The organism is Bacillus sp. FAU18 (assembly GCF_056033885.1).
Map to the genome: position 1 here is coordinate 1159906 of NZ_JBVYHZ010000004.1, position 14792 is coordinate 1174697.

Genomic DNA, 14792 nt, shown 5'->3' on the forward strand with positions numbered 1-14792 from the left:
ATCATCCACCCTTCGAAAAATATTATATGAGTGTTTTAGCCATGATTAAATCCGTTTGTTCTTCATCACCCATATAAAAAGAGTGGGCGCCGGTCTGATAAAACCCCATTTTCTTATAAAAGGCAATGGCATTTTCATTTTTTTCCCACACACCTAGCCAAATGTTCTTTTTATTACGTTCCAGCGCAATTTCTATAGCTTTATTCAACAGATGTTTGCCAAGCCCATGTTTTTGAAAGCTGTTCTTTATATAAATTCTCTCGATTTCAAGTGATTCAGCACCCATTTCTTCAGACTGAGCATCATCGATATTGACCTTTACATATCCAGCGATTTCATGATCAAAGTAAACAAAAAAGAATTGCGAAGACATATTGGATAACTCTTTTTCCAGTTGCTCAGTGTTAAATGCGCTTTCTAAATAGGATTTCATATTTTCAGGTGAGTTCTGTTCTTTAAAAGTGTCATTGAATGTTTCAATACTCAATTGTTGGAGTGTTTGTAAATCTTCCCGGCTGCATTTTTTCATTTTTACACTCATTGTTCGGATTCAGCCCCTTTATTAAAAATTCAATTGTCTTGTGTCCCTTTTTAATATATTTAAACAAGGAACAGATACTGACCTTGTTACCATTCCAAAAACCTTCTTCATCATCAACTCCCTAACGTTTTTTGTTGTAAATGCAATAAAATATACTTCGCATTAAATATAGCGTAATTTTGCTGTATTTACAACAAAAATCAAACAGCAATGCGGATTTTCTCTTGCCGAAGTTCCCGGAACTCTCTGCATCATTTCCCCATAATAAAAACGCCTCCCTTAACGATGATTTATCGCTAAGAAAAGCGTCATTAATAGTTGCTATCCGTTTTTAGTGCTTAGCACTCTTCAGGCTTGCCTGCATTCGTTGCTGTTCTGAACGAAGAACCGCAGCCGCATGAAGCGATGGCGTTTGGATTGTCGATGGTGAAGCCACCGCCGAGCATGGATTGTTTATAATCAATCACGGTGCCGTTCATGATGTCAAGGCTTTCTTTGTCAACTAGAACAGTGATGCCATGCTGATCAAACACACTGTCTGATTCACTCTTTTCATGCTCAAAGCCCATGCCGTAAGAAAGTCCGCTGCAGCCGCCGCCTTTGACGCCTACACGCAGAAACGCGTTTTCTTCTTCATGCTCTTTCATCATATCTTTTATATGCAAAGCTGCTGCTTCTGTAATTGTTACCGGGTTGCTCATCATTGTGAACCTCCTTTTAAAAACCGGTTGCTGTCTTTTATTATAAACATGATCGTCCCAATTCTCAAACAAGGTGTTTTACAAGAAATAGACACCCTCACAAACGGTTTCAGCCGGCCCTGTCATCATTACATGGCCGTTATCTTTCCAGTTTATCACCAAATCCCCGCCTGCTAAATGCACCGTGATGTCTTGATTTCGCTTTGATACGCCGTTTAATACAGATGCGACCGCCGCTGCACATGCTCCTGTCCCGCATGCCTGAGTAATCCCTGATCCCCGTTCCCAGACGCGGAAATGCAATTCTTGTTCATTCACAGTTTCAACGAATTCCACATTGATGCCTTCCGGAAATCTCGGATCTTTCTCAATCACCGGCCCCAGTGTCGTTAAGGGTGCCTGTTCAATGTCTGCGATCGGAAAAACGATATGCGGATTTCCCATTGAAACGGCAGTGCCTGTTAGTTCTACTTCACCAAATGCCATCGTTTCATTGATTGTGCGCTCTTCCCCGCCGTCAAGCATCGGGAGCTCGGATTTTGTCAAGCGCGGTTCGCCCATATCGACAGTGACCACATTCACTTTTCCGTTTTCGACTTGAACCTCCGCTTTCACAAGCCCGGAGAGAGTTTCAATCAGAAAAGATGTTTCCTCAACCAGCTTATGCTCATATGCGTATTTTGCGACGCAGCGCAGGCCGTTGCCGCAGTTTTTCCCTTCAGACCCGTCATTATTAAAAATCCGCATTTTAACAGGCGCTTGGTCTGATGGGCATATCAGGATCATTCCGTCGGATCCGATCCCTGTATAAACAGAAGAAACCTGAATTGCAATCTCTGACAGTTTTTCTTCTGAAAGCTGTTCTTCAAATTGATTCACATAAATATAACTGTTTCCCAGGCCGTGCATTTTGGTAAATCGAAATGAGTTCATAGGTGCCTCCAACTTTTTTTCTTTTTCTTAGTATAAAAGCTATTATAAGCGGACACAATACAATTATCCCCCGTTTTTCATACATAAAAGCTCCTTGCACTGACGCAAGGAGCTTTTATCGTTTATATAAACATGCCGGCAATGGCTGCGCTGAGCAGATTGGCTAATGTTCCTGCAAGAACAGCCTTCAGGCCGAGACGTGCGATATCTGAACGGCGGCTGGGTGCTAAACCGCCAAGCGTACCAAGCATAATCGCAATTGATGAAAAATTGGCGAATCCGCATAACGCGAAACTGATAATGGTAGCAGTTTTCTTAGAAAACTCGCCGATGTGCGGACCGAAGTTAGAATAAGCGACAAACTCATTCAGCACCAATTTCTGGCCGATATAGCTTCCCGCCTGCAATGCTTCATGCCAGGGCACGCCAATCAAAAAGGCGATAGGAGAAAACACATAGCCGAGAATGGATTCTAATGTTACGCCTTTTAAACCGAACAAGCCGAAAGCCCCGCCGAGAATACCGTTTACTACAGCGATTAACGCAACAAACGCAAGCAGCATCGCCCCAACGTTTAACGCAATTTGCAGTCCTGTTGACGCTCCCTTTGCAGCTGCGTCAATGACATTGGCTGCGCCTTCACCTTCATCCATTTTGAAATCGCTTTTTACGGTTTGCGTTTTTTCCGTTTCGGGTATAATCAATTTACCAAAGACTAGTCCAGCTGGAGCAGCCATAAAGCTGGCCGCCAGCAAGTATTCAATCGGAATACCGAGTAGCGCGTACCCAAACAAGGTAGATCCCGCAACTGCCGATAGACCGCTCGTCATAATCGTAAACAACTCAGAGCGCGTCAGCCCAGCAATCAGAGGTTTGATCACTAACGGAGATTCTGATTGTCCTACAAAAATATTGGCAGCAGCCGCCAGAGATTCCGTTTTGCTTGTTCCAAGGAGCTTCGACAATCCGCCGCCAATGACACGGAAAACGAGCTGCATGATTTTCAAATGATATAAAACTGCAATCAGTGCTGAGAAGAAAATGATAACGGGCAGTACACTTAATGCAAATGCCGGACTGTCTCCGACCTTTAGAAGCGGTCCAAAAATAAAACTGATGCCTTCATTCGCATAGTCAATCAGAAGCTGTACACGGCTTGAAAACCATAAAAAAACAGCGCGTCCCGCTTCCCATTTCAACACGATGTATCCAAACGCCACCTGTGTGCATAAACCAACGATGACGGTTCTTATCTTAATATTGCTTTTCTTTTCTGAAAATAAAAACGCGATAGCAATGATCGCAACTGCGCCCAGCAGCCCCCACAGAACATTCATGAATACTCGTACACCTCTTAAATTTTATTTAAAAAAATATCTTTTATACGATAACAATAATATTTTTTGATGTCTACACATTTTTTTAGTTCTTTTGTACGGCAAAATAAAAAAAGGGCCTGTCCAGGCCCTTTTCTTTAAAACATTGGATTTTCTTCAATAAAGGTATATATATTCTCAACAAGCTCAGCAGGCGTTTCACCCATGACGACTTCTCCGTTTACCAGAGCGAAAAGCGATTCCATGCATGTCCCGCAGTAGCTTAAGCAGCCATATTCAAGGACATCAAGGTTGGGATCCTTCTCCAAAATCGCCCGGGCTTCCTGAGAGCCGTGAGCCAGATTGCTGACACAAAATTCAATCATTGGATTCATGCGGTTTCACCTCACATATGTCCATTATCGCGAATTTTTTACTATTCGTCAAAGACAACGGATGATTCAAAATTTATTATCGTAACATATTATTTCTCAAATAACGTTTTACTAATTTGTGTTTTCAGGCTAAATTGTAGGTTATTTTGAAACTATTATTGTGATTTTAGATCAAATTCGATATAATTCTAGATGTTATTTTACATAGTTCGTATTTTCTTCAATGTGTCTATCATACTCTTCGGATTAAAGGGGAATTCAAATGAAAAAATTGGTCTTGATCGGCGGAGGTTACGGGAACATGCGTGTTCTTCATCGCTTATTGCCAAACCAGCTGCCTGATGATGTTTCAATCACGTTAATTGACAGAAATCCTTATCACTGCTTGAAAACAGAATATTATGCCCTTGCCGCAGGCACAATTTCTGACCATCATATCAGAGTGTCATTCCCAGAGCACCCTCGCCTGGATGTCCAATATGGTGATATCACATCAATTGATATTGTACAAAAACAAGTGCTGTTCCAAGATCGTGAACCGATTTCTTACGATGACGCCGTAATCGGGCTCGGCTGTGAGGATAAATACCACAACGTGCCGGGAGCGCCTGAATTCACCTACAGTATTCAAACCATCGATCAGTCCCGCGAAACCTATCAAAAGCTGAATAATCTGAGCGCTAATGCCACCGTCGCCATTGTCGGAGCGGGCTTAAGCGGCGTTGAGCTTGCAAGTGAATTGAGAGAAAGCCGTGATGACCTGAACATTATTTTGTTCGACCGCGGTAATCTCATTTTATCAAGCTTTCCCGAGCGTTTAAGCAAATATGTGCAAAAATGGTTCGAAGAGCACGGTGTCCGCATTATTAACAGGGCAAATATCACAAAAGTAGAAGAAGGCGTTGTGTATAACCACGATGATCCGATTTCTGCAGACGCCATCGTGTGGACAGCCGGCATCCAGCCAAACAAAGTCGTCAGAGACTTAGATGTGGAGAAGGACGCACAAGGGCGTATTGTATTAACGCCTCATCACAATCTTCCAGGTGATGAACATCTGTACGTTGTCGGCGATTGCGCCAGCCTTCCTCATGCACCGAGCGCCCAGCTGGCAGAGGCTCAAGCAGAGCAGATTGTCCAAATCTTGCAAAAACGCTGGAATGGAGAAGCCCTGCCTGAATCAATGCCTCAGTTTAAGCTGAAAGGCGTCCTCGGTTCACTCGGAAAAAAAGCCGGCTTCGGGCTTGTTGCTGACCGTCCGCTGATCGGCCGTGTTCCGCGTATGCTGAAATCCGGCTTGCTGTGGATGTATAAACACCATAACGGTTAATGATAGAGAAGAACCGCTGATCAAGTCAGCGGTTTTCTGTATACCCATGCTTCTCCATTTCCTCATAAACGTCTTTTAATTTCGGATTGCCTTCACCGACAATTTTGTCTTCTACGAGCACAAGCGGATAAAAATACTCGTCATTTCTGATTTTTTCCACAAGCTCTTTCGCATGTTCATTGTCAGGCGGCTCATGAATATCGATGTACTGCATCTCAAAAGGCTGATTTGGATATTTTCTTTTCAGCGCAGCCTCAAGCCACTCGTATGTATCCTTGGCTGTCGGCATATTGACACAGCTCGCACAAACGGTTTCTGCCCCGTATACGCTGAGCATGACTGGTTTCATCACTTGTAAACGCCCCCTTTCCTATGTAAGTCCTTTCTTTTAAGTATACAGAGCCAAAGGACGTTTTTATAGAAAAAAACCGTTTTTGTGTTGAAGTCTGAATGTGCTATAATAGGGAAAGCAACTTTGCAAACCAAACAATAGATTTTTATTGTTACACTGAATATAATGGTTTTATGACGACGAAAGGAGCGAATGTCATGACTGAAGTTGAAATGAAAGAACAGGTGCAGGAAGTACTGGACAAACTTCGTCCGTTTTTACTTCGTGACGGCGGTGACTGTGAGCTTGTAGACGTAGATGAAGGTATCGTTAAGCTTCGTCTTCTAGGCGCATGCGGCAGCTGCCCAAGTTCAACAATTACGCTGAAAGCCGGAATTGAGCGCGCTCTTCTAGAAGAAGTGCCGGGTGTCGTTGAAGTAGAACAAGTTTTTTAATAAAGCAGCCAGGCTGATATTTGATCAGCCTGGCTTTTTTATTAGAGATGTTGATCAAACCATGAGCTGATATAATTCAGGCGCTTGATCCGCTGTCTTGGGTGTCCGGTGCGTGACAAATTGTGCGATGCATTCGGAAAACGGACAAGCTTGGTTTCCTTGCCCATTTTTTTCAGAGCGATAAACAGCTGCTCCGCCTGCTCGATCGGGCATCGGTCATCCCGCTCGCCATGCAGAATCAAAAGTGGTGTCTCCACGTTTGCTGCGTATTTTAAAGGAGACCGGTCCCAGAGCTTTTCTGTGTCCTCAAACATGTCATGCCCAAGCTGCCAGTCTGTAAAGAAAAAGCCGATATCACTGACGCCGTGAAAGCTGATCCAATTTGATATCGAGCGCTGGGTAACGGCAGCTTTAAAGCGGTTCGTCTGCCCGACGATCCAGTTGGTCATAAAACCTCCGTAGCTTCCGCCTGTGACACCGAGCCGCTTAGGATCAATATGCGGATCTCGTTTGATAGCCTCATCCACAGCTTGCATCACATCGTCATAATCCTTTCCTCCATAATCTCCTCTGACCGCATTCACAAATTCCTGTCCGTAGCCGTGGCTTCCTCTCGGATTGATATAAACGACCGCGTATCCTTTCGCCGCCAGCACCTGAAACTCATGAAAATATGTATGCCCGTACATCATATGCGGACCGCCGTGTATGTTGAGAATAAGTGGATATGTTGTCTCACCTTCCATTTGTGCAGGCTTCATCAGCCAGCCGTTCACCGTCACGCCGTCTTCTGTAGCATATTGAATCTCTTCAGGTATTGATATCGTATGCTCACTGACAAACTTGTCATTCGCGCCAGTCAGCTGTTTCTCTTCCTGTCCAAGCGGGATACTGTAGAGCTCACTCGGTCTGTCCGGCTTTGTCACACTGGCAATAAAGTGCTGTTCATCAGGTGAAAGAGAAAAGCTATTGATGTACTCTTTTTCCAGACGAATCGGATACACAAGGCCTTCAATCGAAATATAATAGATGCCCGTACTGCCTTGATCTGTGCCGATGACATAAAACCCTTGGCTGTCCTTTGTCCAAACCGGGCGCTGTTCGGCACCACCGATCAATGAATCACCAATCAGTGCATCCGCTAAGTGTACGTCCAGCATTTCAGTCAGACATGTGAGGCGGCCTTGTTCGATATCATAGAGCCACGCCTTTGAGAGCGTTGCATTCTGATATTCCTTTTCATTTCCAAGCAAAGCAAGATACCTTCCGTCTGGTGAAAATGAGCTTGGTCCGAATGAGCCGCGATGAGGTGTAATCTGCTTAAGATCTCCAGACTCCAGTGACACCATGTAAACATCATGCGGCTTGCTGGCATCATCTGTTTCAGTTAAATTAGCTGAGAAAACAAGCCATTTGCCGTCAGGAGAAAAAGCAGGATCACCATGATCAGCTTTGTGACTTGTCAGCTCCTTCATCTCACCCGACTTTACGCTGACAAGCACAAGCTGGGCATACGCGCCTCTCGTCAGCCCTTTGCCGTCCCGTTTGTAGGAGAGGCTTTGCACTTCAACAGGTTCATAGCTGTCCTGCTCCGTTTTTTCTCGGTCATCAATGCTTTCTCCCTCTCCCAAACTGACAGTGACTAGAATCGATTCGCCATCCGGGGACCATATTGGCTTTGACACGCCATACGGGATATCAGTCAGTTTTCTCGCTTCTCCGCCTTCAGCGCTCATCATATACAGCTGTGCCGCATCGCCTTCTCGATCAGAAATAAAGGCAAGCGTGCGCCCGTCCGGAGACCATCTTGGGTCGGTGCTTCGCTTTTCTCCATGTGTCCAAGGAACAGACCCGCCCGTTTTCGTTTCATAGATCCATATATTTGATGTATACGAATCTTTCTCTTGATTCACTTGTGATTTTACATATGCGGCACGGGTGCCGTCTGGGGCGTATTGAGGATCGGTCACAGAGACAATCGCAGTGATGTCGTCTGCGGTTATCAGCTTTTTCATATTCATCTCCTCCTTTTTACAAGTATTTCGTTTTTCTAAATAAAAACTCCTTTATCTTCAGCAAAAAAAAGCGCCCTCCGCTGACGCTGAGGAACGCTTGGCATGATTTATACACTTTTTACTTGATATAAAGGATTTCGCTCTATTATACTTCCCTCTTTCGGAACGGTCAAAGCGTCTACTTCACAATGAGGGAAATGAAGCGCGAGCTGTTCTTTTAGCTCTTCTCCCTTTCCTTTTTCGGTCATGACAAGAATCGTCGGGCCTGCTCCGCTGAGAGCCGTTCCATATGCGCCCTTCATCTCGGCGACGTGCTCTACTTTTGACAGCTCAGGCACAAGCATCGCCCGGTACGGCTGATGGAACATATCCTTCTTCATGATTTTCCCGACAAGCGGCCAGTCCTTGGACATGATCGCAGCAATGAGGATATTGCTGACAGCACTTGCTTTTACGGCATCGGCATATGGAAACTCCTTCGGAAGCACGTCTCTCGCGTCTCTTGTCAGCACTTCGTAAAAAGGAATGACAACGACTACGTCAATGTCAGCATTCGGGACGCGGATCATTTGGGTCTCGTCATCCTCATGCAGGCCGATCACAAGTCCGCCGACGAGAGAAGCGCCAGCATTGTCCGGGTGTCCTTCTTCTAGACTGGCTAAATGCAGCTTGTCCGCTTCAGACAGCTTTAAGCCGCATAATTCATCAGCCAGTTCAATGGCCGCTACAATCGCCGCGGCGCTGCTGCCAAGGCCGCGTGCAAGCGGGATGTCGCTCCACACCTTCACATGGACAGGAGGCATTTCTTTTCCGTACAAATCTGCGGTCCGTTTAGCCACTTGATAGATCAGGTTATCTGTACCCGCCGGAATTCCGGCGACTGTTTCTGTTTCAGCCTCAAAAGACCATTTGTCGCTTTCAAAGACGGTCAGCTTCAAATATCTGCTGAGCGCCATTCCGACTGAATCAAAGCCGGGGCCTAGGTTAGCTGTGCTTCCGGGAACAGTGACAGAGAACAGCATGTCGGCTTCGTTCATACACGGGCCGCTCCTTTTACATATTCAAGGATGCTGTCTTCATCAGTCGGCAAAGTGACAGGCTTGATTTCTGAAATGTCGACCGCTGTGTTCGGATCTTTCAGTCCGTTTCCTGTTAACACAGCTACGACCTTGCTGCCTTTCGGAATTTCTCCGGATTTCACCTGTTTCAGCACTCCTGCGATAGACGCGCAAGAACCTGGTTCTGCAAACACGCCTTCTACACGGGCGATCAGCTGATATGCGTGAAGGATTTCATCATCAGTGACTTCGTCAATTTTCCCATTGGATTCCTCGGCTGCCTTTACAGCTTTGTCCCAGCTTGCCGGGTTTCCGATACGAATGGCTGTCGCTATTGTTTCAGGATTTTCAATCACTTCATTGCGCACGATTGCCGCCGCACCCTCAGCTTCAAAGCCGCGCATTTTCGGAAGGCCTGTGCCGTTTTTCTCATGATATTCCTTGAAGCCCTTCCAGTACGCAGTGATGTTTCCCGCGTTTCCGACCGGGATCGCTAAAACATCAGGCGCTTCCCCCAGCTGTTCGCACACTTCGAAGGCAGCAGTTTTTTGGCCTTCAATGCGGTAAGGGTTGACTGAGTTGACAAGGGCAATCGGTGATTTCTCACAGATGGAACGGACAATTTTAAGCGCATCGTCAAAGTTTCCGTCAATTGCGATAATCTCGGCTCCGTACATGACAGCTTGAGCGAGTTTTCCAAATGCAATTTTTCCGTTCGGGATGATGACAATGCATTTCATGTTAGCACGGGCTGCATATGCTGCCGCAGCAGCGGAAGTGTTACCTGTTGACGCGCACATAATCGTGTCATTGCCTTCTTCTTTTGCCTTTGCCACAGCCATAACCATTCCGCGATCTTTAAATGATCCCGTAGGATTGACGCCTTCCGTTTTGACATGAAGCTCAATTCCGAGCTGCTCAGATAGCTTCGGCAGGTGAATAAGAGGTGTGTTTCCTTCATGTAAAGTCAGCGCCGGTGTTTGATCTGTTACAGGTAAAAATTCTTTATATTGATGGATAAGTCCTTTCCACATTAGCTCCAACCGTTCCCTTCTACACGATATGTGCTTTTGACTTCTTGAACGACTTCCAAATCATTTAGGTTTTGCAGAATATCACTGAAATCAGCTTCTGATGTATGATGTGTGACAATTACGATTTCAGCTAACTCATCATGGCCTTTAATTGGCAGCTGAAGGATTTTTTCAAAGCTCACGCCCCGTTCTGAGAACACAGATGTAATTTTCGAGAATGAACCAACCTCATCTTTTACATGAATTCTTAAAAACTGCTGTGCATAAATGTCAGACGGCGATTTCATGTTTTTCTCATATTGCGGTCCGACAAAGCTGTTGCCTGTTACACCAAGGCGCATATTTTTCATGACAGCGACGAGGTCAGAAACAACGGATGTCGCTGTCGGCATGCTTCCGGCTCCCGGCCCGTAGAACATCGTCTCACCTACAGCCTCGCCGTATACATAAACGGCGTTAAACTCATTATGAACAGCAGAAAGCGGATGGTGGTCAGGAAGCAGTGTCGGCTGTACGCTGACCTCGATTTTGCTGCCGTCACGCTGAGCAATCCCGATCAGCTTCATTGTATAGCCAAGGCGTTTGCTGAAGCTGATGTCCTCGTCTGTAATTTGGGAGATCCCCTTTACTTTGACGTCTTCCAGATCCACGTTCATCGAGAAGCCGAGGCGCGCCAATATCGCCATTTTCCGTGCGGCGTCAAGCCCTTCCACGTCAGAAGTCGGATCAGCTTCGGCAAAACCGAGATCCTGCGCTTCCTTGAGCACTTCCTCGTATGGGCTTTTCTCTTTGATCATTTTTGTTAAGATAAAGTTTGTTGTGCCGTTCACAATTCCCATCATTTTTGTAATTCGATCTGATGAGAGGCCTTCCTCTAACGTGCGCAGAATCGGAATCCCGCCGGCAACACTGGCTTCAAAGTAGATATCGCATCCATTTTCCTTTGCTTCGGCAAGCAGCTCGGAGCCGTACACAGCCATTAAGTCCTTGTTTGCTGTGACAACATGCTTTTTCGATCTCAGCGCGTCGACCAAATATTGTTTTGTCTGTTCAACGCCGCCGATCACCTCGATGACGACATCAACATCTGGATCATCAATGACATCATACACTTCTGTCGTGAGCACTTCCTTCGGCAAATCTACTTCTCTCTTTTTCTCTATATCTTTTACAAGCACTTTTTTTATCGTAACCGGACAGCCGACCTGATGCATAAGCTTATCCTGATGGTCTTGAATAATTTTAACGACACCGCTTCCGACGGTACCTAAACCTAAAAGCCCTACACGAATCGCTTTCAAAAAAACTCCACCTTTCTTTTGATTGTCCTCTTGAAAAAGACAATTGTTAACTCAACACAGACATATAAGTTACAAACATTATATAAGCCCGCTCCTGTTTTGACAAGACAGCACTAGGCTGAATTTTGTGAATGTAAACGCTTAATGCATTGATATGACAAGATTCTTTATTTTCTAATTATTTTTGTCAGATTTTCTCCTCACCCTGAGCTGCCTTTGCCGAGCCAGCTGACGCGGGGAACAAACAGCTTCTGCGCCCGCATATTCATGAATTCCTGCGCTGTATTGAGAAATTGTTCATAACGCCCACAGTCATTAAGAATGAAGTCAAGCTGTTCTTCAAAATAATGCTTTTCTGATTCTGATGACATGTAATAGCTTTCCACGATTTCAAAATAATGAAGCGGGAAAAGCAGACGGCTGTATAAAAGGCGTTTCGAAAACGAAGACAGCGGTGTGACTTGCTCGTATTCCTGTAAAAAGAGAAAGCCCTGCTGATTAAAATCTTGTCTGTGATGCAAAAACGTATGCCTCATATATTCAGCCAAATCACGGGAAGCATGGTCAAACACCCAATCAGCCGGAATTCTGATCAGTGATTCGGGTGACCATGTATGCCTTTCCATCCGCTGATGGCATATCGTTCCTGAATCAGCGGCTTGGGGCTTGTCATCCAGCTCAGTGTCCACTAAATATTGTATCGCGTTTTCTGACAGTCCTAAATAATATGAAAATGATTCGATCATTTTTTTATCGAATGGCTCATGCGGAGGGGTCTGAACCTTTCTCTGCCAAAATGCTTCCAGCTGATCAATTCGTTTTCCCCACAGATCCTTCCACTGGCCGATTCTTCCGGCTGCCTTCACCTCATACGGATATCCTCGGCCTTTTCGGTGAAATTCCGACAGCTCCGCTCCAATGGAGAACGCCCTGTTTGAATAAGGGGGGGCCGCCTTCAGCAGAGCGTACGTTTTTCCCTCATGTTCAAATGTCAGCTCACCTTCTTTTGTAAAGATAAAAACCGAGACGTATGGGTCACTTTGTTCTTGTAAATACTGACTCATGTAATAAAGCTCCGCCAGCTCTGTTTCTGAGAATTGGGAAACGGGAACAATCAGAAAGTATGAATTAGGCGTCTGAAAGCATTGATATGTGTGCTGGTACATGGAAAGCTGCCTGATGTGAATGCCGTATTTTTCTTTTATTGTACCTTTCACCATGATCACCTGCCTGTTGAATTAGGGCTCATCACATCGTAGTCATACACAGCCGGAATTATGAATACATATTTTAATCCGAAGAAGGCGCAAGAAAAAGTCGTAAACTTCTCAAGCATTTTGTATAAACTAGTAAAAAAGATTGGGTGAAGCTGATGTCAGAAAACGAACAATTCAGTCAGATGGAAGCTAAAGCAAGAGCACGGATGAAGGAGCGCGGCGTTGAGGTATCAGACATTGCCGAGCTTGTCTTTTTTCTGCAGAAAAAATATCATCCGGATTTAACCATTGATGAATGCACGCTGAACGTCAATCGTGTTCTCGCAAAACGCGAGGTGCAAAACGCGATTTTAACGGGCATTGAATTGGATGTTCTTGCTGAGCAGAAAAAACTGTCTGAACCGCTGCAAACGATGCTGGAAATAGATGAAAGCCTATATGGAGTAGATGAAGTTCTGGCATTTTCCATTGTGAACATTTACGGATCGATCGGGTTTACGAACTACGGTTACATCGACAAAGAAAAACCCGGAATCCTTAAACGATTGAATGATAAATCAACCGGTGAATGCCATACCTTTTTAGATGACATCGTCGGAGCGATTTCCGCCGCGGCTTCAAGCAGACTTGCACACCGCGCGCGGCATACAGAATAAGGGCACCCTTTTAGGGTGCCCTTTCAGCGTGTCGACAAACCCTCGCATTCGTTGTCAGGCCTGCGCTTCGGTGCTCACGAATTTCAACATTCGCCGTGCTCCGGTGCTCGGCCTTCCTAGACTTCAAAGGTTTTCAATCACGCTGAAAAGATGACAAAATCCTAAAACGAAAACGTTTTAGGATTTTGTCATCAATCTGTAAGGGTACCTTTTTTGGGTGCCCTCAATCTGTAAGGGTACCTTTTTTGGGTGCCCTTTTTTCAAATGTATGGAATCCATTCAGTCAGAGAGTCAATGGCGTGAGTCGGTTTTTCCATATCGTCTGTCATATGTTCTCTTTTCGTTACGCCTGTGTGAACGAGCAGCGTATCCATACCCGCGTTAATGCCGGCCATAATATCAGTGGCGTAGTTGTCGCCAACCATGAGTGTTTCAGACACATCTGTGCCGAGAACGCGCATCGCCTGCTCCATAATAATTGATTCCGGCTTGCCGATAAATACAGGCTGTACACCTGTAGATACGGTTAACACCGATGTCAGTGAACCGTTTCCCGGCAGAAGCCCTCTTTCAGTCGGAATCGCAATATCTCCATTAGTGGAAATAAAGCGGGCACCATTTCTGATTGCCAGGCAGCCGACAGCAAATTTTTCGTATGTAATGGAACGATCGATGCCAACAACGACAAAGTCCGCGTTTTCTCCGCCAAATGTCAGGCCGTTTTCTTCAATCGCCTGGCGGATTCCTTCCTCCCCAATCACATACACAGACGCGTCTTTTTTCTGCTGTGCAATGTGCTGGGCAGTTGCCATGCTGGTCGTGAAGACCTGCTCTTCTGTTGCCGGAATATCAAAAGACACGAGCTTGTCCGCTACCTGCTTCGGTGTGCGCGAAGAGTTGTTTGTCACGAAAAGATAAGGAACGCCGCGATCTTTCAGCGTTCTGACAAATTCACACGCTTCCTCGATTTTTTCCGTGCCATTGTACATCGTTCCGTCTAAATCAATTAAATACCCTTTATATGTTTTCATATCCAACACTCCTGTGGCTTTCCAGTTGTTATTTAAACGCGGAAACAGGCCCTAGCTCTGTTTCCAAATAGCTTCTGATCCGTTTCGGGAAGTCCTGAAGAGCTGTTTGATGCGCCTTGATCAGCCTGTAAAGCTCGCCGCTGTCAGCGAGCAGATACTGTTGAACCAACGTTTTGCGGTAGGCGATCAATTTTTTGAGCTCATCACCCTCTTTTTCCGTGACAACTTTCTCATCAACAAGTATATCCATAATGTCGTCATAGCTGCCCGGGTCCCGCATAATAAAGCCGTCAATCATGTCATTGCCTGTATCCAAAATGCATTCGATTAACAGATGGCCTATACGCTGAAGTGCCAATCCCCCGATTTCAGACTGCCAGCCTGTTTGTGAGTCAAATAGCGCCAGCTGGTGCTCGAAGAATCCTAGTGTTTTCTCGATTTTGCTTCTGTCAACAAAATACATGACAGCATCCCCTTT

The 14792-nt window shown here is 45.4% G+C and carries 16 protein-coding genes; 3 read left to right on the forward strand and 13 right to left on the reverse strand.

Going from position 1 to position 14792, the window contains the following annotated elements; genetic code table 11:
* Positions 1-22 precede the first annotated feature (22 nt).
* The 5 genes from paiA to AC0OMU_RS17175 all read right to left on the reverse strand — a co-directional run bounded on the left by paiA (position 23) and on the right by AC0OMU_RS17175 (position 3886).
* The gene (gene paiA / locus AC0OMU_RS17155) at positions 23-541 is read right to left on the reverse strand and encodes a spermidine/spermine N(1)-acetyltransferase (RefSeq protein ID WP_474241360.1); all 519 of its coding nucleotides are present in this window, start codon (positions 539-541) and stop codon (positions 23-25) included.
* A gap of 338 nt (positions 542-879) precedes the next feature.
* Complete coding sequence (locus tag AC0OMU_RS17160; protein WP_003244166.1) at positions 880-1242, reverse strand: HesB/IscA family protein; 363 nt, start codon at positions 1240-1242, stop codon at positions 880-882.
* A gap of 78 nt (positions 1243-1320) precedes the next feature.
* Positions 1321-2175 carry a diaminopimelate epimerase gene (gene dapF / locus AC0OMU_RS17165; RefSeq protein ID WP_367147583.1) on the reverse strand — a complete coding sequence of 285 codons (855 nt, stop codon included), beginning with the start codon at positions 2173-2175 and terminating at the stop codon, positions 1321-1323.
* A gap of 122 nt (positions 2176-2297) precedes the next feature.
* Positions 2298-3512, reverse strand: a complete 1215-nt coding sequence (locus AC0OMU_RS17170; RefSeq protein ID WP_003228710.1) for a NupC/NupG family nucleoside CNT transporter — start codon at positions 3510-3512, stop codon at positions 2298-2300.
* A 137-nt stretch (positions 3513-3649) separates the two neighbouring features.
* A complete protein-coding gene (locus AC0OMU_RS17175) occupies positions 3650-3886 on the reverse strand; it encodes a YuzB family protein (protein ID WP_003222913.1) in 237 nt (78 codons plus the stop codon).
* Between the two features lie 262 nt (positions 3887-4148).
* Here AC0OMU_RS17175 and AC0OMU_RS17180 point away from each other — a divergent pair, with 262 nt between their 5' ends.
* Positions 4149-5216: an NAD(P)/FAD-dependent oxidoreductase gene (locus AC0OMU_RS17180; RefSeq protein ID WP_003228707.1), complete on the forward strand. Its 1068-nt coding sequence runs from the start codon at positions 4149-4151 to the stop codon at positions 5214-5216.
* Between the two features lie 25 nt (positions 5217-5241).
* Here the strand turns inward: AC0OMU_RS17180 and AC0OMU_RS17185 are convergent, their stop codons facing one another.
* On the reverse strand, positions 5242-5568 hold the full coding sequence (locus AC0OMU_RS17185) for a YuzD family protein (protein WP_063334607.1): 327 nt from the start codon (positions 5566-5568) through the stop codon (positions 5242-5244).
* A 98-nt stretch (positions 5569-5666) separates the two neighbouring features.
* Between AC0OMU_RS17185 and AC0OMU_RS17190 the strand changes: the two genes are divergently transcribed.
* Positions 5667-6002 (forward strand): NifU family protein, encoded by a 336-nt coding sequence (locus AC0OMU_RS17190; RefSeq protein WP_010886606.1) that lies wholly within the window; start codon positions 5667-5669, stop codon positions 6000-6002.
* A gap of 41 nt (positions 6003-6043) precedes the next feature.
* Here AC0OMU_RS17190 and AC0OMU_RS17195 read toward each other — a convergent pair whose 3' ends face one another.
* The 5 genes from AC0OMU_RS17195 to cotNH form a co-directional block, all read right to left on the reverse strand.
* Entirely contained in the window at positions 6044-8017 is a 1974-nt protein-coding gene (locus tag AC0OMU_RS17195; RefSeq protein WP_474241361.1) for a S9 family peptidase, read from the reverse strand.
* Positions 8018-8124: 107 nt separating this feature from the next.
* A complete protein-coding gene (thrB, locus tag AC0OMU_RS17200; RefSeq protein ID WP_003228699.1) occupies positions 8125-9054 on the reverse strand; it encodes a homoserine kinase in 930 nt (309 codons plus the stop codon).
* Positions 9051-10109: a threonine synthase gene (gene thrC, locus AC0OMU_RS17205; protein WP_003228697.1), complete on the reverse strand. Its 1059-nt coding sequence runs from the start codon at positions 10107-10109 to the stop codon at positions 9051-9053. Before thrC ends, thrB begins: the two co-directional genes overlap by 4 nt.
* Complete coding sequence (locus tag AC0OMU_RS17210; RefSeq protein WP_014477878.1) at positions 10109-11410, reverse strand: homoserine dehydrogenase; 1302 nt, start codon at positions 11408-11410, stop codon at positions 10109-10111. The genes thrC and AC0OMU_RS17210 overlap by 1 nt, the downstream gene beginning before the upstream one ends.
* 200 nt (positions 11411-11610) lie before the next feature.
* Positions 11611-12630 (reverse strand): spore coat-associated protein CotNH, encoded by a 1020-nt coding sequence (gene cotNH, locus AC0OMU_RS17215; RefSeq protein ID WP_015483650.1) that lies wholly within the window; start codon positions 12628-12630, stop codon positions 11611-11613.
* A 152-nt stretch (positions 12631-12782) separates the two neighbouring features.
* Here cotNH and AC0OMU_RS17220 point away from each other — a divergent pair, with 152 nt between their 5' ends.
* A complete protein-coding gene (locus AC0OMU_RS17220; protein WP_003243814.1) occupies positions 12783-13283 on the forward strand; it encodes a phosphatidylglycerophosphatase A family protein in 501 nt (166 codons plus the stop codon).
* A 260-nt stretch (positions 13284-13543) separates the two neighbouring features.
* On the opposite strand, the gene nucF is transcribed toward AC0OMU_RS17220, so the two are convergent.
* Complete coding sequence (gene nucF, locus AC0OMU_RS17225) at positions 13544-14314, reverse strand: 5' nucleotidase NucF (protein WP_003243196.1); 771 nt, start codon at positions 14312-14314, stop codon at positions 13544-13546.
* Positions 14315-14342: 28 nt separating this feature from the next.
* On the reverse strand, positions 14343-14777 hold the full coding sequence (locus AC0OMU_RS17230) for a DUF86 domain-containing protein (RefSeq protein ID WP_474241362.1): 435 nt from the start codon (positions 14775-14777) through the stop codon (positions 14343-14345).
* Positions 14778-14792 lie beyond the last annotated feature (15 nt).